General features: G+C 58.8%; 17 protein-coding genes. 7 read left to right on the top strand and 10 right to left on the bottom strand.

All coding sequences use genetic code 11. From position 1 onward, the window contains the following. Window positions 1-71: 71 nt before the first annotated feature. The 4 genes from Q4577_RS02535 to aat all read left to right on the top strand — a co-directional run bounded on the left by Q4577_RS02535 (window position 72) and on the right by aat (window position 3,465). Window positions 72-638 carry a hypothetical protein gene (locus Q4577_RS02535; RefSeq protein WP_303466673.1) on the top strand — a complete coding sequence of 189 codons (567 nt, stop codon included), beginning with the start codon at window positions 72-74 and terminating at the stop codon, window positions 636-638. Between the two features lie 328 nt (window positions 639-966). Then, window positions 967-1,455, top strand: coding sequence for an acetyl-CoA carboxylase biotin carboxyl carrier protein (gene accB / locus Q4577_RS02530; protein ID WP_303466675.1), 489 nt, complete (start codon window positions 967-969; stop codon window positions 1,453-1,455). Between the two features lie 11 nt (window positions 1,456-1,466). After that, on the top strand, window positions 1,467-2,813 hold the full coding sequence (accC, locus tag Q4577_RS02525; protein WP_303466677.1) for an acetyl-CoA carboxylase biotin carboxylase subunit: 1,347 nt from the start codon (window positions 1,467-1,469) through the stop codon (window positions 2,811-2,813). A 4-nt stretch (window positions 2,814-2,817) separates the two neighbouring features. Continuing rightward, complete coding sequence (aat, locus tag Q4577_RS02520) at window positions 2,818-3,465, top strand: leucyl/phenylalanyl-tRNA--protein transferase (RefSeq protein ID WP_303466678.1); 648 nt, start codon at window positions 2,818-2,820, stop codon at window positions 3,463-3,465. On the opposite strand, the gene Q4577_RS02515 is transcribed toward aat, so the two are convergent. The 7 genes from Q4577_RS02515 to Q4577_RS02485 all read right to left on the bottom strand — a co-directional run bounded on the left by Q4577_RS02515 (window position 3,429) and on the right by Q4577_RS02485 (window position 9,732). Continuing rightward, window positions 3,429-3,791: a DUF2155 domain-containing protein gene (locus tag Q4577_RS02515; RefSeq protein WP_303466679.1), complete on the bottom strand. Its 363-nt coding sequence runs from the start codon at window positions 3,789-3,791 to the stop codon at window positions 3,429-3,431. The genes aat and Q4577_RS02515 overlap by 37 nt on opposite strands. Further along, window positions 3,788-4,243: an outer membrane lipid asymmetry maintenance protein MlaD gene (gene mlaD, locus Q4577_RS02510; protein ID WP_303466681.1), complete on the bottom strand. Its 456-nt coding sequence runs from the start codon at window positions 4,241-4,243 to the stop codon at window positions 3,788-3,790. The genes Q4577_RS02515 and mlaD overlap by 4 nt, the downstream gene beginning before the upstream one ends. Window positions 4,244-4,252: 9 nt before the next feature. Next, window positions 4,253-4,636 (bottom strand): NADH:ubiquinone oxidoreductase subunit NDUFA12, encoded by a 384-nt coding sequence (locus Q4577_RS02505; protein WP_303466682.1) that lies wholly within the window; start codon window positions 4,634-4,636, stop codon window positions 4,253-4,255. A 138-nt stretch (window positions 4,637-4,774) separates the two neighbouring features. Further along, window positions 4,775-6,040, bottom strand: a complete 1,266-nt coding sequence (clpX, locus tag Q4577_RS02500) for an ATP-dependent Clp protease ATP-binding subunit ClpX (protein ID WP_303466684.1) — start codon at window positions 6,038-6,040, stop codon at window positions 4,775-4,777. Between the two features lie 127 nt (window positions 6,041-6,167). After that, window positions 6,168-6,797: an ATP-dependent Clp protease proteolytic subunit gene (locus Q4577_RS02495; protein WP_244691362.1), complete on the bottom strand. Its 630-nt coding sequence runs from the start codon at window positions 6,795-6,797 to the stop codon at window positions 6,168-6,170. A 210-nt stretch (window positions 6,798-7,007) separates the two neighbouring features. Then, complete coding sequence (locus Q4577_RS02490) at window positions 7,008-8,990, bottom strand: ATP-binding protein (protein ID WP_303466685.1); 1,983 nt, start codon at window positions 8,988-8,990, stop codon at window positions 7,008-7,010. Between the two features lie 154 nt (window positions 8,991-9,144). After that, window positions 9,145-9,732 carry a riboflavin synthase gene (locus tag Q4577_RS02485; protein WP_303466687.1) on the bottom strand — a complete coding sequence of 196 codons (588 nt, stop codon included), beginning with the start codon at window positions 9,730-9,732 and terminating at the stop codon, window positions 9,145-9,147. A gap of 80 nt (window positions 9,733-9,812) precedes the next feature. Here Q4577_RS02485 and Q4577_RS02480 point away from each other — a divergent pair, with 80 nt between their 5' ends. The 3 genes from Q4577_RS02480 (at window position 9,813) to Q4577_RS02470 (ending at window position 14,561) form a co-directional block, all read left to right on the top strand. Next, window positions 9,813-11,123 carry a capsule biosynthesis protein gene (locus Q4577_RS02480; protein WP_303467440.1) on the top strand — a complete coding sequence of 437 codons (1,311 nt, stop codon included), beginning with the start codon at window positions 9,813-9,815 and terminating at the stop codon, window positions 11,121-11,123. 286 nt (window positions 11,124-11,409) lie between these two features. After that, window positions 11,410-12,516: a polysaccharide biosynthesis/export family protein gene (locus tag Q4577_RS02475; protein ID WP_303467446.1), complete on the top strand. Its 1,107-nt coding sequence runs from the start codon at window positions 11,410-11,412 to the stop codon at window positions 12,514-12,516. An 11-nt stretch (window positions 12,517-12,527) separates the two neighbouring features. After that, window positions 12,528-14,561: a capsular polysaccharide biosynthesis protein gene (locus Q4577_RS02470; RefSeq protein WP_303466688.1), complete on the top strand. Its 2,034-nt coding sequence runs from the start codon at window positions 12,528-12,530 to the stop codon at window positions 14,559-14,561. A gap of 30 nt (window positions 14,562-14,591) precedes the next feature. On the opposite strand, the gene ribD is transcribed toward Q4577_RS02470, so the two are convergent. The 3 genes from ribD to Q4577_RS02455 all read right to left on the bottom strand — a co-directional run bounded on the left by ribD (window position 14,592) and on the right by Q4577_RS02455 (window position 17,232). Next, entirely contained in the window at window positions 14,592-15,692 is a 1,101-nt protein-coding gene (gene ribD / locus Q4577_RS02465) for a bifunctional diaminohydroxyphosphoribosylaminopyrimidine deaminase/5-amino-6-(5-phosphoribosylamino)uracil reductase RibD (RefSeq protein WP_303466689.1), read from the bottom strand. Window positions 15,693-15,722: 30 nt separating this feature from the next. Next, window positions 15,723-16,190, bottom strand: coding sequence for a transcriptional regulator NrdR (gene nrdR / locus Q4577_RS02460; protein WP_244691368.1), 468 nt, complete (start codon window positions 16,188-16,190; stop codon window positions 15,723-15,725). 292 nt (window positions 16,191-16,482) lie between these two features. After that, window positions 16,483-17,232, bottom strand: coding sequence for a DUF1353 domain-containing protein (locus tag Q4577_RS02455; RefSeq protein ID WP_303466692.1), 750 nt, complete (start codon window positions 17,230-17,232; stop codon window positions 16,483-16,485). Between the last annotated feature and the right edge of the window lie 71 nt (window positions 17,233-17,303).

The raw sequence follows: 17,303 nt of genomic DNA, 5'->3' as shown, positions 1-17,303 counted from the left end.
CTTAAGACCGCGTTAACCTGTGTGCTGCATCCTTTTGGGGATGTAATTCCAGGTAAGCTTTGGAGCAAAGGATGTTCTTGTCTGCCATACCCGCGCCCTTGGCGCCGCAAACCACGGGCCATCCGGCGGCCCTGCCCCAGGACATGCGCAAAACGGACCCCGACACACGGGTCAGCGCGGTCAATTCCGGTGCATCCACTGATCTGGTGCGGGATGACCATCCGCGATCATCCCAGCAGGCCAAATTGGCTGGACATCTGGATCAAAAGGAAACCGCCCCGCCCACCATCCTGCAATTGAAAATCAATCGGATGTTGGCAGAGCAACAAGAAAAGCAATCCGAAAAAGCCCTGACCGATCCCGGCAATGAACAGGTCGAAAAAGCCGACACCATGTCGCAAACCCCACAAGCGGCCCGGAACCATGACGACGCCAGAATTGCCGAAAACATGTTTCAGGAACCGCCATCATCTGGGAAAACGGCTGAATTGACGGCGACGGCAAACAGCGCGGAAAAAACCTCCGCTACGGGACACGCCCCCACAGCGAAAGAGCCGCAACCACCGCACAACGGTGCATATATGCCACCGGCCACCGACGAAGGGCACCGTGGCATGCAGGTTTCCTTTTCCGCCTAGGGCCTCTTTTCGGGAAGTCTGAAATCAACCACGGCTATTCGCCAGTGGATTCTGTGTTTCAAGACATGCAGAGGGCATAATTCTTTCCCTGCAACCCGCTGGCCACCCGCACCATGCCGCCCCCTCCGCCCGCAAATTTCACCATTAAGGCACTGAATTGGCGCGCAGTTCCCGTGCCCCCCACGCCGAATGTCGCGCATTTGACCATTTCCTTGTTTCTCGCACAGCTTTTGCATGCTTTTCACTGCCGCCATGCTGGCATATAAGCAGCCGCGGGCGCTGTGGCGTAATACGTCCTGCGAGGCAACAATTTATAGGTGAAACAGGAATGACCAAGACCAAGCATGACGCCGATGTGGCCTTTATCGAGGCGCTTGCGAAACTTCTTCGCGACAATGATCTGACCGAACTACAGGTCAAACGCGATTATGCCCAGGACGACAGCCTCAATGTCCGTGTCAGCCGCATGACCGCGCCCGCCGCCCCGGCCCAGCAAACCTTTGCCGCGCCCATGGCCGCTGCGCCGTCACCGGCAGCTGTGACACCGGCCGCCGCACAAAGCGATTCCGATCCAGCCAATCATCCGGGTGCGGTATCGTCTCCCATGGTCGGCACGATCTATCTTCAGGCAGAACCCGGCGCCGCCCCCTTTGTCAGTGTTGGCGACACCGTGGCCGAAGGCGACACGCTTCTGATTGTCGAAGCCATGAAAACCCTGAACCACATTCCTGCCCCGCGCGCGGGCAAAGTGACCCGCATTTTGGTGGCCGACACCGACCCGGTCGAATTCGGCACGCCGCTTGTGATCCTCGAATAGAGGCACAGCACATGTTCGACAAAATCCTGATTGCCAACCGGGGCGAAATTGCCCTGCGTGTCATCCGCGCCTGCCGTGAAATGGGCATCGCCAGCGTCGCCGTACATTCGACCGCTGATGCGGATGCAATGCATGTGCGCATGGCCGACGAATCAATCTGCATTGGCCCTGCACCTTCTCCGCAAAGCTATTTGTCGATCCCATCGATCATCGCAGCCTGCGAAGTGACCGGGGCCCAGGCAATCCACCCCGGCTATGGTTTTCTTTCCGAAAACGCCAATTTTGTTCAGGTGATCGAAGATCATGACCTGACCTTCATTGGCCCCACCGCCGAACATATTCGCGTCATGGGTGACAAAATCACCGCCAAGGACACGATGAAGGCGCTTGGTGTGCCCTGCGTGCCCGGCTCGGACGGGGGTGTCGCAACCCTGGAAGAGGCGCGCAAGCTCGGCCAGGAAATGGGGTATCCCGTCATCATCAAGGCCACCGCTGGCGGCGGCGGCAAGGGTATGAAGGTCGCCACGTCCGACAAGGATATGGAAAAGGCCTTCATGACGGCCCGGGCCGAAGGCAAATCGAACTTCGGCAATGACGAAGTCTATATCGAAAAATACCTGCAAAAGCCGCGCCATATCGAGGTGCAGATTTTTGGCGATGGCAAAGGCCGTGCGGTGCATCTCGCGGAACGTGATTGCTCGCTCCAACGGCGGCATCAAAAGGTCTTTGAAGAGGCCCCCGGCCCCACAATCACCGCGGAAGAACGTGCGCGCATTGGCAAGATCTGCGCCGATGCGATGGCCAACATCAACTATATCGGCGCTGGCACCATCGAATTCCTCTATGAAGACGGTGAATTCTATTTCATTGAAATGAACACCCGGCTTCAGGTCGAACATCCGGTGACCGAGGGCATCTTCGGCATTGACCTCGTGCGCGAACAAATTCGGGTGGCGGCTGGTCTGCCGATGTCCTTCGAACAGGATGACCTTCAGATCAACGGCCACGCTATCGAAGTGCGAATCAACGCCGAAAAAGTGCCGAACTTTTCGCCCTGCCCCGGTAAGATCACCCAATACCATGCCCCTGGCGGCCTGGGGGTACGGATGGATTCCGCTCTCTACGACGGCTATTCCATCCCGCCCTATTACGACAGCCTGATCGGGAAATTGATTGTGCACGGGCGTGATCGCGACGAGGCGCTTGCCCGTCTCAACCGCGCGCTTGGTGAATTGATTGTTGATGGGATCGACACCACGATTCCCTTGTTCCACGATCTTTTGGCCGAAGCGGACATTCAATCGGGCAGCTATAATATCCATTGGCTGGAAAAATGGCTGGCGCGCAAATTCGGCTGATGAGATGACCGATGCCGGTGCAGCGCTGGATCCCGATCTCGTCCTGCGGGCCTATGCCTCGGGCCTTTTTCCCATGGCGGAACATCGCGACGACCCAGAAGTATTCTGGGTCGATCCGCGCCGCCGGGGTATCTTTCCGCTAGAGCGGTTCCATATCTCTCGGTCGTTGGCCCGCTCCATGCGCCGCCTTCCACATGACATGCGGATCAATACCGCATTTCCCGAGGTCATGCAGGCCTGCGCCGACCGCGCAGAAACCTGGATCAACCCGTTGATCTTTGATGTCTTTCAGGAATTTCACGCCCGTGGACAGGCCCACAGCCTGGAAATCTGGCAGGACGGCACCCTGGTTGGTGGGGTCTACGGGCTGACACTTGGTGCGGCGTTCTGCGGCGAATCCATGTTCTCGCGCCGCACAGACGCGTCGAAAATGGCATTGGCCTATCTTGTCGATCGGTTGCGTCAGGGCGGGTTCACCCTGTTTGACACCCAGTTTCTAACCGAACATCTGGCGTCCCTAGGCGCGATAGAGATCCCGCGCGCGCGCTACCAAAAGCATTTACAAGAGGCATTGCAGCGCGACGCAGATTTCCTTGCACCGCCGCTGGCACGGGCTCAGGACGTTCTGCACCGCAGCACCCACACGTCGTAGCGCGAATGGTCCAGGGCGTTCAACGCCGGGGATGACGCGATCATCCAGCCGGAAAACATCGGCTGAGACGCGCCTTTTTCCCAGATATTAAGAAAGGCAAAGGCATCCCCCGCTGGATTGCCTTCGGGGTAGCGGCATTCCGTCAGATCAATCCGCAGATTGCCAAAATTGGCAAGCCCGCCATTGGACAATTCGAAATCGGTCACGTCGCCCGACACTTTGTCCAACCCACGCAGCACCGCGCCATTGCCTCGGCTGACCGCCTCTTGCGCCATCGCCGAAGCGGCAGCACAGGTCAGAATGGCCCAGAGAAAGGCGCGTTTCATTCTTCGCTGTCCCCGCCGCCACCGACAAATTTCAGCAAAAGCGAGATCAAGCTGACGGCGCCCTGGGTGTCTTCAATTTCCTGGCCGGGATCGAAATAGAACGGTGATCCCCCCGGCACGATTTCGACGAAATTGCCGCCCAATAGCCCCTCAGAGCTGATGGAAACTGCGCTGTCATCCGGGATCAGGATGCCATCCTTGACCGTAAAGACCGTGTCTGCGCGATAGGTGTCGACGTTCAACGCCACATCGGTCACGGTTCCGATTTTGACCCCGGCGAGCCGGACATCCGTGCCGATCTGCACCCCTTCGAGCGAGCGAAACGACGCTGTCAGCGGATAGCCCGCACTGGATTGCGACAGACCGGTTGCTTGCCCGGCGTAGACCACAAAACCGATAGCGGCGGCCAATACAGCGCCGCCGACCAAAACTTCTGTTGTATTTTCAGACATCTCGCGGCCTTATTCCGGCGTCCAAGCCTCATAATCCTGGCGCGCTGCGGGCTCTGGCCGACGCAAAGAGCCGGCAGGCGCATAGGCCAGCGGCGTGCCGGTCAGGTTTTCCTGATGTGGCTTTTCCCAGGTTTTATGCGTCAGGGGGCGTTCGGTTGGCGGTTCTTTCATCGTGTGATGCAGCCAGCCATGCCAATCGGCATTCACGCGGCTGGCTTCGACCTCGCCATTGAACATGACCCAGCGGCGTTTGCCGTCGCGGGTTTCGTAATACACGTTGCCCTGATCGTCATCGCCGACTTTGACACCTTTGCGGTTGGTATAAAGCGCGGTGTTCAGGGTCGATCCGTCCCACCAAGTCACAGCCCGTAAAAGCGTGTTCAGAATACCCATGGATGCCTCCGATATTTTCATCTTCGGTATGGACCAAGTGCACAAAAAGGTCCAGCGACAAGCGCCCTATCAAATGCGGCAGCGTCAAAAGAAAAAGGCCGGTCATCCCGGCCCTTTTCACAGATTATTTCTTGGGCCTTAACCCGCGGTTGCCGGGGTTTTTTCGGCATCCGCATAGATCATCAACGGGGCCGCGTCGGACATAACCGCCTCTTCGTTCACCACAACCTCGTCGACGTTTTCCATTCCGGGCAGGTCGAACATGGTGTCCAGCAGGATGTCTTCCAGAATCGACCGCAGACCACGCGCGCCGGTTTTGCGCTCTATCGCCCGTTTGGCGATCGAGGACAGCGCCTCATCCGTGAAGGAAAGCGACGTGTCTTCCAGTTCGAACAGACGCTGATACTGCTTGACCAATGCGTTTTTCGGCTGGGTCAGAATGGTGACCAACGCGTCCTCATCCAGATCTTCGAGCGTGGCCAAAACTGGCAGACGGCCGACAAACTCCGGGATCAGGCCGAATTTCAGCAGGTCCTCGGGTTCCAAATCCTTGAAAACCTCGCCAACACCACGGTCATCATTGTCGCGCACATCGGCGCCAAATCCCATGGCGCTGCCTTTGCCGCGCTGCGCGATGATCTTGTCCAGACCGGCAAATGCGCCGCCGCAAATGAACAGGATGTTGGTGGTATCCACTTGCAGGAATTCCTGTTGTGGATGTTTACGCCCGCCCTGCGGCGGCACGCTGGCAACTGTGCCTTCCATCAACTTCAACAGCGCTTGCTGCACACCTTCGCCCGAAACGTCACGGGTGATCGATGGGTTTTCCGATTTGCGGGTAATTTTGTCGACCTCGTCAATATAGACGATGCCGCGTTGCGCGCGTTCAACGTTGTATTCGCTGGATTGCAGCAATTTGAGGATGATGTTTTCCACATCCTCGCCCACGTATCCCGCTTCGGTCAGCGTGGTGGCGTCCGCCATGGTAAACGGCACATCCAGAATACGCGCCAAGGTCTGCGCCAGCAAAGTCTTGCCGCAACCAGTCGGGCCAATCAGCAGAATATTGGATTTCTGCAATTCGATGTCGCCCGATTTCGCCGCGTGGTTCAACCGCTTGTAGTGGTTGTGCACCGCAACCGAGAGAACCCGCTTCGCCACAGCCTGACCAATCACATAATCGTCCAGAACCTGGCAGATTTCTTTGGGCGTCGGCACCCCTTCCGAAGATTTGAGACCGGCGCTTTTGGTCTCTTCTCGGATGATGTCCATGCACAGCTCGACACATTCATCACAGATGAAAACGGTCGGTCCGGCAATCAGCTTACGAACCTCATGCTGGCTCTTGCCGCAGAAGCTACAATAAAGGGTGTTCTTGCTGTCACTGCCGGTCGTCGTTGCCATATCTCACCTTTCGCAGCTATTGTCTGCTTTTTTTGGCGATGTACCTAACATCACCACGGGCCTTCCACCCAACTTAGGGCAGGCAGCAGGGGGTCACAATTGCAAAATCGCCCCTGCTGCATATCGCTTAGCTTTCGTCGCCTTCTCGCGCACGATTTTCGACGATTTCGTCGATCAAACCCCATTCCTTGGCGTCTTCGGGCGACATAAAGTTATCGCGCTCCAATGCAGCCTCGACTTTTTTCAGGGTTTGCCCGGTGTGGCGCACGTAGATCTCATTCAAGCGGCGCTTCAATTTCAGCGTTTCTTCGGCATGGATCATGATATCCGTCGCCTGCCCCTGATAGCCACCGGACGGTTGGTGCACCATGATACGGCTGTTCGGCAGCGAGAACCGCATGCCCGCCTCACCCGCCGTCAACAGCAGCGAACCCATCGAAGCCGCCTGGCCAATGACCAGCGTGCTGACCTTGGGTTTGATGTATTGCATCGTGTCATAAATCGACAATCCCGATGTCACCACGCCGCCGGGGCTGTTGATATACATCGAAATGTCTTTCGACGGATTCTCCGCCTCAAGATGCAACAATTGCGCCACGATCAGCGACGACATGCCGTCGTGCACCGGGCCGCTGACAAAAATGATCCGCTCCTTCAGCAGGCGCGAAAAAATATCATAGGCGCGTTCGCCCCGGCTCGTCTGTTCGACGACCATGGGCACCAATGTGTTCATATAGGTATCAATCGGGTCTCGCATTTTGGCCTGCCTCTTGCGCTGGGGGCGTTCATACCCCGCCGGAATTACCAGAGTCTTAGTCATGGGTTTGGGGGGCTGCAAGGGCCGACCGAAAAACAGCCTTCTCACCCGGTCAGCTACCCCGCTCGATAAAATGGAAACAGATCACCCCAAGAGAGCGCCTTACGTCCGATTGACGCAAGGCCCCCGCCACAGGGCAATCCAGGGGCGTTAGGCCACCCGTTTTATTGTTTCTTTTCTCGCAAAAGTCGCACCGACCTTGCCGGTGGCAAAGTTCATCGTGCCACAATCGCCAACGTAAACCACCGGAAGATTCGAATAGCGGCTCTGAATGCGGTTTTTGAGTTCTTCGCCGCTGAGATCGCCGAACATGCCCTCGTCTATCAGGACAACCGATGGGAGCTTGAAACTGTCAAGAAGGTCAAGCGCTTCGCCCCCGGATGCGGTGTGGCGCACCTTGCGACGTTGATGGTTGAGATGGCCAAAGAATTTGGACGAAGATTGCGTTTCATTTGCCACCAGCAAGATATCGTAATGGCTGTCTTCTTCCGCTGTGACCGGGCCGTTTTCAACGGCCTGTTCCCGCAGTTTTCTGGCCGACGAAATTGGCATGGCCACCGCAATCGACGTGCCTTTGCCAAGCTCGCTGTTGATCAGCAACCCGCCGCCCAGTTGCTGGCAAATGCCATTGACCGATGCCAGGCCAAGACCGCTGCCTTTCCCAACCCCTTTGGTGGAAAAGTAAGGTTGAACAGCCCGCGCCACAGTTTCGTCATCCATACCGCTGCCGCTGTCGGTAACCTCGATCACAACGTAGTTTCCGGGGGTGAGACCCGCATTGAAATTAAACGTCGCCGCATAGCCATTGGTAATGTGACGTTCCTTGATCTCTACATTGATCTCGCCCCCGCCCGGCATTGCGTCGCGGGAATTCACCAAGAGATTGAGCAAGGCCCGCTCCAGCGTGGCATCGTCGATTTGGACGCCCGCGATTTTATCTTCCTCGGAATGAAGAGACACCGAAATATTTTTGGGTGCGACCCGACCGAACAATTTGATGACCTGCTGAGCCACCGACAAAACATCGCTTTCCGCTGAGTTGAGACGTGATTTGCGCCCGGTTTCAAGCAGTTGCTTGGTCAATCCCGCAGCCCGATCCGCGGCTGAAATCGCTTCTCCGACATATTGAGGCGCCTTTTCCGGATCCAATTCGATCAGTTCCAGATTGCCGCGCAGGGCGGTCAATGCATTGTTGAAATCATGGGCGACACCCGCAACGATCTGGCCCAGAACCCGCAAATTCTCGTCACGTTCACTATTGATTTCAACGCTTTGGATTGCCTTGCTGGAGGCGGATTCCAACGCCGCGCTGCGATGTTCCTCAACCTCGAGCCGGTCAATCAAATAACCAACAACAAAGGCCGATCCGATCAGCACCGAAATCATCGCGCTGCCCAAAAACACCAGTCGAAAATCAGCGGTCATAAGCTCGCGCACCGTCAGCGCGCTGGTCAAACCGCAAAACCCAAGCACCGCCAAAATGGAAAGCAGAACCGACACACGCAGAATCCGGCTCTTAGGGCTGCTGCCAAGCAGGCCCCGAAAATGCGCACTGTCGCGGGACGAGGCGATGAAGGCCAAGGTCAATGTGAAAATGCCGCCCGCTGTATGCAGGGCCATTTCACTAAAGCCAAATACGTCGCGCACCGAGTCGGACACAAAAATCTGGGCCATGATCGCCGTGCCGGAAATCAACGCACAGAGAAACCCGGCCGCCACAGCCATGGCCCGGCCCGCGGTGAATTTCATGGCAAGCCCGGCCATCGAACACGCCAGACACACCAGACAAAACGCGGTGGCCGGGGCCATCGCATCGCTGGTACCCAGCCCCTGCAACGACGGTGGTGTCCGGTAAGAGGCCAGAACAATCAGGAGCAGCCCAGCCGCCATGACCAGTGGAATCACCTTTGGCCATCGGTTCACCGCCGCCAGTGTGCCAACCGCCGCCAGGGCAAGTGCCATGGCCGTTTCCGGCACCATTGCGGGCATCTCTGGACGAATCCGAACAACGGTTTCCGTCCCGACACCCCAACCAACCACCAGCACAGCAAGGGCCGTGACCAGCACCGCAAGAGCAAACAGGCTCTCTATCTTACTCAGATCTCTGAAAAAACGTTTTGCAGGAAACAACATTCCTTAACCCCGCCACCACAATCAAACACATCGAATGCATCCAGATTATCGCAGCGTGGTTTCGGAGAGATGAATCGTTCAGAGTTTAATCACTTCCGGATCGGGGATTGCGGGCTGCAAATCAACCGATCCGGCCGTGCCTGGCCCATAATCGTCAGGACCAATCCTGAAGCCGCGCCACATATCGCGCCAGCGTATCAATTTCCAGATTGATCCGGTCGCCCAGTTTGACCCCGCCCCAGGTCGTGGCCTGTTTGGTGTGGGGAATGAAATTGATGCCGAAATCACGGCCCTTAACCTCATTCACGGTCAGCGATGTGCCATTCAACGCCACAGATCCTTTGGGCGCGATGAATTTCGCCAATTTCTCTGGCGCCCGAAAGGTCACCCGGGTGCTGTCGCCCTCGTCCTGCATGGACACGATTTCGGCCACGCCATCCACGTGGCCCGAAACGATATGGCCGCCCAATTCATCCCCGACCTTCAGCGCCCGCTCCAGATTTACGGCATGGCCATCGGACCAGGTATCAAGATTGGTTTTGGACAGCGTTTCCGCACTGATGTCCACGTCGAACCAGCCCTCGCCAAGCGCCACAGCGGTCAGACAAACCCCGTCACAGGCAATTGACGCGCCGATGTCGATTGTCGCGGTGTCATAGCCGGTTGCGATCCGTGCCCTAAGGTCACCTTGGTGTTCCAACGCCTGAATTCGGCCAATATCGGTAATAATTCCGGTAAACATCTAACTATTCCCTCGCCGGTTTCTTCCCTTTCAGCCATAATTTGGTCCATATCCAAGGGTAAAAGGGGTATGTGAACCATATGAGGGAATTCTGTCTGATGGGCAACGTCGCCGGAAAGAAAAGGGTTTTCCTGTTCCTCCAGGGTCCGCATGGCCCCTTCTTCAACCGGTTGGGCAAGATGTTGCGCATGACCGGGGCAGAGGTCTGGCGGATCGGCTTCAATGCCGGTGACCGGGCGTTTTGGTTCCACCCCCAAAGCTATATCCCCTTTACCGGCGAAGTGGCCGAATGGCCGGAAACATTTGCCGATTTGGTGGCCGATAAACAGGTCACCGATATTGTTCTTTATGGCGACACACGCGCCATCCACGCCATTGCGGTGGAAAAGGCCAATGAACTTGGCCTGAACGTTCATGTCTTCGAAGAAGGCTACATGCGCCCCTATTGGGTGACCTATGAACGCGGCGGCACCAACGGTCATTCGCGGCTGATGGATATGCCGGTCGAAACCATGCAAGAGACCCTGCAATTGTCGGATATGGAGGCCCCTCTGCCCCCCGGCCATTGGGGCGACACCCGCCAGCACGTGTTTTACGGCGCGCTCTATCATTGGTTCGTGATGTTCCGAAACGGCGATTACCGCAATTTCGCCGCCCATCGTGACCTGCCGGTGACGGCGGAATTCGCATTATACGTCAAACGGTTGCTGTTGATGCCATTGCATTCCGCCGAACGGGCGATTGCCACGCTTGGCATTCGCAACGGCGGATATCCCTATCATCTGTGCCTGCTGCAACTGGAACATGATGCCTCTTTCCTGAAACATTCCCCCTTTACCCGGATGACAGAGTTTCTGGAACTTGTGGTCGAGGGGTTTGCCCGCGGCGCCCCGGGGCATCATCATCTGGTGTTCAAGGCGCATCCGCTGGAAAACGGTCGCACCAATATCCGGGGTGAATTGAAGCGCCTGACGCGGAAATACGGCGTCGAGGGACGGGTGCATCATGTGCGCGGCGGCAAGCTTGCCCCGCTGTTGAATGATGCACGCAGCGCGGTCACGGTGAATTCCACCGCCGGGCAACAGGTGCTGTGGCGGGGCATCCCGTTGCGGGTGTTTGGCAAGGCAGTTTACGCCAAACCGGAATTTGTCTCGTCCCAACCGCTGAAAGAGTTTTTTGAGGCGCCTCAGCGGCCCGACAACCGCGCCTACAAGGATTATCGCCGCTATCTGCTGGAAACCAGCCAGATCCCGGGCGGGTTTTATTCGGCCAAGGGACGGCGGCAGTTGATGCGCCTGGTGGTGGATATGATGCTGTCGCCAGAAGATCCCTATGATGACTTCAAATCCGGCACCGCCGCCCCACGCCAGCAATTGCGACTGGTGACGTGATGGTTGACGTCACGGCCCAATCGGCCCGGTGACGTCGCTCAACCAACTGAATGTCGTCCGACAACCGGCGAAATTCCTTGGCAAATCCCGAAATACACTGTGCCCAAATGACAACGTAGAGGCCTTGACTTGCGCAACCGCAAGCAGGTGCTGGATTTTTGTGACGTATTCCGGTAAATTAGCAAAAAAAGCTGAGGCAGCATAACGACAAGGTCGAGGAGACCGAGCAGTGAAGAACCGTCACAACCGATGGGCCCGTTCCGTGGCCCTGCTTCTTGCCGTATCAATGGTGGCCTCTTGTGGCCTGCCCCGATCCGGCCCAAACAAACGCGAAATCTTTTCCGGCTCTGTGCAGCAACAGGGCGATGCCTTTGTTGTGTCGGTAAACGACAGGGTCACACGCGCAACGGGCGTTGTCCCGGCGCTCGGGTTTTCTGAGTCCTTCAAGAATGCACAGGTGATCGGCTCCGATATGATTCGTCCCGGCGATACGCTGGGTCTGACGATCTGGGAAAACGTCGATGACGGCCTTCTGGCAAGCGAAACATCGTCTTCGACCGTTCTGGAAGAGGTGCAGGTTGACGGCGCTGGCTTTGTCTTTGTGCCCTATGCCGGCCGGATCAAGGCCGCCGGCAACACAACCGAGGCGCTGCGCCGCATCATCACCCGCAAGCTGGAAGAACAGACCCCCGATCCCCAGGTTGAAATTCGCCGCGAGGCCGGTGACGGATCGACAGTGTCGATCGTCGGTGCCGTGGGTGGCCAGGGCATTTATGCAATCGAACGGCCCACCCGCACCCTGTCCTCCATGCTCGCGCGGGCTGGTGGTGTGACCATCGAACCCGAAATTGCCCAGATCACGGTCACCCGTGGCCGCCAATCCGGCGAGATCTGGTTCCAGGATCTGTATGAATATCCCGAAATGGACATTGCCCTGCGTGGCGGGGACAAGATCCTGATCGAAGAAGACAGCCGGGCATTTGTGGCTCTTGGCGCGACCGGTGCGCAATCGCGCGTGCCGTTTGAAAGCCAGACCCTGTCCGCGGTTGAGGCCATTGCCCAGGTTGGCGGGCTTCTGGCGACATCCGCCGACCCCACCGGCGTCTTCATCATTCGCAACGAGGTTCAGGAAATTGCCGCCAGCGTTTTGGGCCGCGACGATCTGACCGGCGATCAACGCATGGTCTACGTGCTGGATCTGACCGAGCCTAACGGGCTTTTCCTGGCGCGGGATTTCGTGATCCGTGACGATGACCTGCTTTATGTCACCGAAGCGCCGTTTGCCCAATGGTCGAAAACCATTGCGGCTGTGACCGGATCGCTGGGCGCGGTCACCACTGTGACATCGGCGGCCTCATCCGTGTCGGCGCTGAGCTCCGGTTCCGGCGGCTAAGACCGGTGGCGGTGCCGTCCAATGACAAGACCAACGCCGGGGTGGCAACATCCCGGCGTCTTTACGTCTATAACGGCGGGTTTCTGAAACAGCCGCGGTTGCGGCGCATTTTGCATCTGGCAGGCTATGACATTCGGCTTGGCTTGCCCGGTGCCAATGATCTGGTGGGGATCTGGGGGCAAAGCCCGACGGCCCATCGCGGCCAGACCATCGCCGCCAAACGGGGCGTTGGCCTTGTGCGGATCGAAGATGCCTTCCTGCGATCGCTGCACCCCGGCCGCGCCGGGGGCGAGCCGCCCCTAGGCTTGATGATCGACCATAATGCGGTGCATTTCGACCCGTCATGCCCCTCTGACCTTGAACGCCTTCTGGCGACAGAGCCGCTGGATGATGCCGGTCTTTTGACCCGTGCAGCGGATGCCATTGCCCGCATCCAATCCGCACATCTCACCAAATATTCCGGGTTTCCGCTTGCCGAACAGCCCCCCGCCCCCGGTTATGTGCTGGTGATTGACCAGACCCGTGGCGATGCTGCGGTCACCGCATCCGGCGCAGGACGGGCAGAATTTCTGGAAATGCTGGTGTTCGCGCAAGAGGAACATCCCGGCGCGCGGGTGATCATCAAGACACATCCCGAAACCGCACGCGGCCTGCGCCCCGGGTATTTCGGCCCCGAAGATTGCAACGACCGCATTTCGTTGCTGTCCGATCCAATCAGCCCCTGGCAGCTGATGGAAGGCGCGGTCGGGGTTTACACCCTGTCGTCGCAACTTGGGTTCGAAGCGATTTTTGCCGGCCATAAGCCACGGGTCTTTGGCCAGCCCTTCTATGCCGGTTGGGGGCTGACCACAGATGAACGCCCGGTGCCGCGCCGCCAGCGCAGCCTGACGCGAAACCAGTTGTTTGCCGCCGCGATGATCCTCTATCCCAAATGGTACGACCCGTACCGGGATCAGCTGTGCGAGATCGAAGGCACCTTGGACGCCTTTGAGGCGATGACCCGCGCCTGGCGCGAGGATCATGGCGGTTGGGTGGCCTCTGGCATGCGGTTGTGGAAACGCCGACCGCTGCAAAAGGTGTTTGGTCGCGAAAAGCCGATGGTGTTCGAAGACGACACCGCAAAAGCACGCCAGATCGCCAAATCCAAGGACCGTCGCCGCATGGTCTGGGCCGGGAAATCCGGCGCGCTGGACCAGGTGGTGCGGGTCGAGGATGGCTTTCTGCGGTCGCGCGGCCTCGGCGCTGAGCTGGTGCCACCGCTGTCGTTGGTGGCGGATGATCTGGGCATCTATTACGATCCCTCTCGCGAAAGCCGATTGGAACGCTTGCTGAACCAATCCGGCGCCCTGCGCGCGGATGAGTTGCATCGCGCCGCAAGATTGCGCCGCGAGATCCTGAAAGCCGGATTGAGCAAGTATAACCTGCGCGGCGCGATCCCCGATTTACCCGCAGGTCACCGTATTCTGGTCCCCGGTCAGGTGGAGGACGATGCCTCGATCCTGACCGGGTGCAGCGACGTCAAAACCAATCGCGCATTATTGCAAGCCGCACGTGACGCCAACCCGGACGCGGTCATCCTGTGGAAACCGCACCCGGACGTCGAAGCCGGGTTGCGGCAGGGTATCGTTGAAAACCCATTGGAGCTTGCCGATATGGTGCTGGAACGTGCCGATCCGGTGGCGCTGCTCGATCAGGTGCAGGAGGTCTGGACGATGACCTCTTTGCTGGGCTTCGAGGCGCTGTTGCGCGGGGTAAAGGTCACGACATTGGGCGCGCCGTTTTACGCGGGCTGGGGGCTGACCGATGACCTTGGCGATGTGCCGCCAAGACGCAAGGCGCGGCTGACATTGGATGGGCTGACCCATGCGGTGCTGATTGCCTATCCTCGGTATTTTGATCCGGTGACCAACCTGCCCTGCCCGCCCGAAGTTGTGGCCAAACGCCTGGCCGAGGGCACGCTTCCGGGGCCCGGTGTCGGCAATCGGCTGCTGGCCAAACTGCAAGGTGTCTTTGCCAGCCATTCCCATCTTTGGCGGCGGCAATAGCCGGTCCACGAATGGTTTTTTCGCGGCATCCTATCCGCGGGATCGACACCAGCGCGTCATCACATCGGCCCCAACGGCGCGGGTCTCAACCAGGTTCAATCGCGGTGCCTCGGCCAGATGTTCCAGCCCCAATGCGCCAACGCCCGGCTGGCCTTCGGCCCCCAACATCATGCCGGCATGAAAGCATATCAGCTCATCCACCAGCCCCGCCGCCAAAAGCGATGCCGCCAGATGCCCGCCGCCTTCGCAGAACACCCGCGTCAAACCGGCACTGCCAAGCGCCTGAAGCACCGAAGTCACATCAACCTGTCGGCCGATCAACGGACAGGGGACAAGCCGCGCGCCCAGCCCGGTCCAGGCATCACGCAACGACGGATCCGCATCCGGCCCATGACAGAGCCAGACCGGCACATCGCCGGCGCTGCGCGCCAGTTCCCCGGTCAATGGCAGATCGAGACGGCGCGACACCACAATACGCACAGGCTGGCGCGTGATGCCCAGCCCGCGCACGGTCAACGAAGGATCATCAGCCCGCGCCGTGCCAGCCCCGACCATGACCGCATCGTGACGGGCCCGCAGCCCATGCACCTCGCGGCGTGCCTCGGGTCCGGTGATCCACTGGCTTTCACCGGTGGCGGTGGCAATGCGACCATCAAGCGATGCGGCCAGTTTCAGTGTCAAAAACGGGCGGCCCTGATCCTGACGCAGGAAGAAACCGGCGTGATCCTGTGCGGCCTGATCCGACCCGATGCCGGTGGTCACAGCGATCCCGGCGGCACGCAGCATGGCAAAGCCGCGCCCGGATACACGCGCATCCCGATCCTCGAACGGCGCAACCACACGGGAAATACCGGCCGCGATCAACGCCTCGGCGCAGGGCGGTGTCTGGCCATGATGGGAACAGGGCTCCAAGGTGACATAGGCCGTCGCGCCGCGTGCATCAGCGCCCGCCTCGGCCAGGGCCACGGGTTCCGCATGCGGGCGGCCGCCCGGCTGGGTCCATCCCCGCCCGATCACCCGGCCGGATTTGACGATCACACAGCCCACAGCCGGATTTGGCCAACAAAGCCCCATGCCCCGCCGCCCAAGTCGCAACGCATGTGCCATGTGGCGATTGTCAACGTCGCTCATGTCACGGCCTTTTGTGCCTGCATCAGCCGATCAGCTTTCCTTTGGGCCGTCCGGGCGCAGCTCGCTGACGAATTTGTCAAAATCATCGGCGGCCTGAAAATTCTTGTAGACGCTGGCAAAGCGCACATAGGCGACGGTGTCGATCCGCGCCAAGCTCTCCATCACGATCTCGCCAATCTGTTTCGAGTTGATGTCGGTTTCACCCATGCTTTCCAGACGCCGCACGATGCCGGAAATCATCTGGTCCATGCGTTCAGGTTCGACAGGACGTTTTTGCAGCGCGATGCGGATCGATCGTTCAAGCTTGTCGCGGTCAAAATCCTCGCGGCGGCCATTCGATTTGATCACCACCAGATCGCGCAGCTGCACCCGTTCATAGGTGGTAAACCGCCCCGCACAGGCCGGACAAAACCGCCGCCGCCGGATCGACACATGGTCCTCGGCCGGACGTGAATCCTTGACCTGGGTATCAATATTTCCGCAAAACGGACAGCGCATCGGCCGTTCCCCTTATCTCTGTTCCGCCTCTTTGTGGGTCTATTTGCCCACTTATCCACAAAGTATAGAAGCAACGCCCGCATTTGGGTAGAGACAAAATCCAAGAACATAGGGCAGCGCGTGAAGGTCAAGGGGGAAAGCGGCAGAAAATTTCCCCAAAGATGATTTTTGCAGCAGGTGCATATGGGGGCCAGCCCCCGTCGCCTTTGGCGACTCCCCCGGGATATTTGTGAACAGAAGAAGCGCCCGGCGTATTGGACCAAGCGCCGGGCCAAGCGAGCGCGGACGGCGCTCAAGCCTTGTCGGAGAAGAGCGCAGACCAGTCAGGTTCGGATTGTGTGCCCGCCTGAAGCGCCTTTTCGCGGCTTTCCATCCAGGCATCAATCTGATCCGGGTCCGGGTCGACCTTCTCCATCCAGCGCAAGCACCATTCAAATTCCTGGCGCAGGACTTCGTCGCTGAGGCTGGTGAGATCGCGGGTCGGGTTGTTCCAACGCGGACCGCCCAAATAGACCGCAGCATACATGATCCGCGCGGTGCGTGGTGCCGTGCCATTGACCAACAAGGCCTCGTAGAACATGCGATGCACGTCTTCCCAGGGGCGGGTGTGGTAGGTCGCCAGGTCCTCATTGCCGACACCACAAAAGGCATCATGCAAGGCCGCCGCCAGCAGGTATTCCCGGCTTTGCCGGTCGCCCATCACCGTAGCCAGAACCGCAGGAATCGAGGCCCCATCGGTTAGTGTTTTGGCCGGCGCGGTCCAGTGATCGCCCTGCGCATCAATGAATGTCAGGTCGGCCTTGGTCGGGAACAGCGCCTGAGACCGGTCATCGACAAAGACCGGCGCGCCGGCGACTTCCAACGGACCGCCAATGAAGCGGCAGAAATCGCTGTTGCCGGTCAGGCTGACGCAGCTGATGGTCTGGGTGTCGGTTTGTTGCGTTACATAAAACGTCAGGGCCGCGCCCAGCACCGTGCCACAGCCCAGAAGGCTGGCCCATAGGATTTTGCGGCTGCGGCGTGATCTGGATTGATCCGGCATGGGGTTCAACACGGGTCCTGATGTCTGATGTCGCTGGTATTGGTAGCGGATTTTGCCGAGACGGCAAGTAT

It is taken from the genome of Marinovum sp. 2_MG-2023, from assembly GCF_030548265.1.
Lineage (GTDB): Bacteria > Pseudomonadota > Alphaproteobacteria > Rhodobacterales > Rhodobacteraceae > Marinovum.
Note: the sequence above shows the minus strand (reverse complement) of the source record. Positions and strands in the feature narration are given on the sequence as shown.

Bases quoted from the DNA above. Each gene is read 5' to 3' on its own strand.
- Q4577_RS02495 (WP_244691362.1), bottom strand. From the start codon at position 6,797: ATGCGAGACCCGATTGATACCTATATGAACACATTGGTGCCCATGGTC.
- Q4577_RS02475 (WP_303467446.1), top strand. From the start codon at position 11,410: ATGGTGGCCTCTTGTGGCCTGCCCCGATCCGGCCCAAACAAACGCGAA.
- Q4577_RS02490 (WP_303466685.1), bottom strand. From the start codon at position 8,990: ATGTTGTTTCCTGCAAAACGTTTTTTCAGAGATCTGAGTAAGATAGAG.
- Q4577_RS02485 (WP_303466687.1), bottom strand. From the start codon at position 9,732: ATGTTTACCGGAATTATTACCGATATTGGCCGAATTCAGGCGTTGGAA.
- Q4577_RS02480 (WP_303467440.1), top strand. From the start codon at position 9,813: ATGAGGGAATTCTGTCTGATGGGCAACGTCGCCGGAAAGAAAAGGGTT.
- nrdR (WP_244691368.1), bottom strand. From the start codon at position 16,190: ATGCGCTGTCCGTTTTGCGGAAATATTGATACCCAGGTCAAGGATTCA.
- Q4577_RS02535 (WP_303466673.1), top strand. From the start codon at position 72: ATGTTCTTGTCTGCCATACCCGCGCCCTTGGCGCCGCAAACCACGGGC.
- Q4577_RS02455 (WP_303466692.1), bottom strand. From the start codon at position 17,232: ATGCCGGATCAATCCAGATCACGCCGCAGCCGCAAAATCCTATGGGCC.
- accC (WP_303466677.1), top strand. From the start codon at position 1,467: ATGTTCGACAAAATCCTGATTGCCAACCGGGGCGAAATTGCCCTGCGT.
- aat (WP_303466678.1), top strand. From the start codon at position 2,818: ATGACCGATGCCGGTGCAGCGCTGGATCCCGATCTCGTCCTGCGGGCC.
- clpX (WP_303466684.1), bottom strand. From the start codon at position 6,040: ATGGCAACGACGACCGGCAGTGACAGCAAGAACACCCTTTATTGTAGC.
- ribD (WP_303466689.1), bottom strand. From the start codon at position 15,692: ATGAGCGACGTTGACAATCGCCACATGGCACATGCGTTGCGACTTGGG.
- mlaD (WP_303466681.1), bottom strand. From the start codon at position 4,243: ATGTCTGAAAATACAACAGAAGTTTTGGTCGGCGGCGCTGTATTGGCC.
- Q4577_RS02505 (WP_303466682.1), bottom strand. From the start codon at position 4,636: ATGGGTATTCTGAACACGCTTTTACGGGCTGTGACTTGGTGGGACGGA.
- accB (WP_303466675.1), top strand. From the start codon at position 967: ATGACCAAGACCAAGCATGACGCCGATGTGGCCTTTATCGAGGCGCTT.
- Q4577_RS02515 (WP_303466679.1), bottom strand. From the start codon at position 3,791: ATGAAACGCGCCTTTCTCTGGGCCATTCTGACCTGTGCTGCCGCTTCG.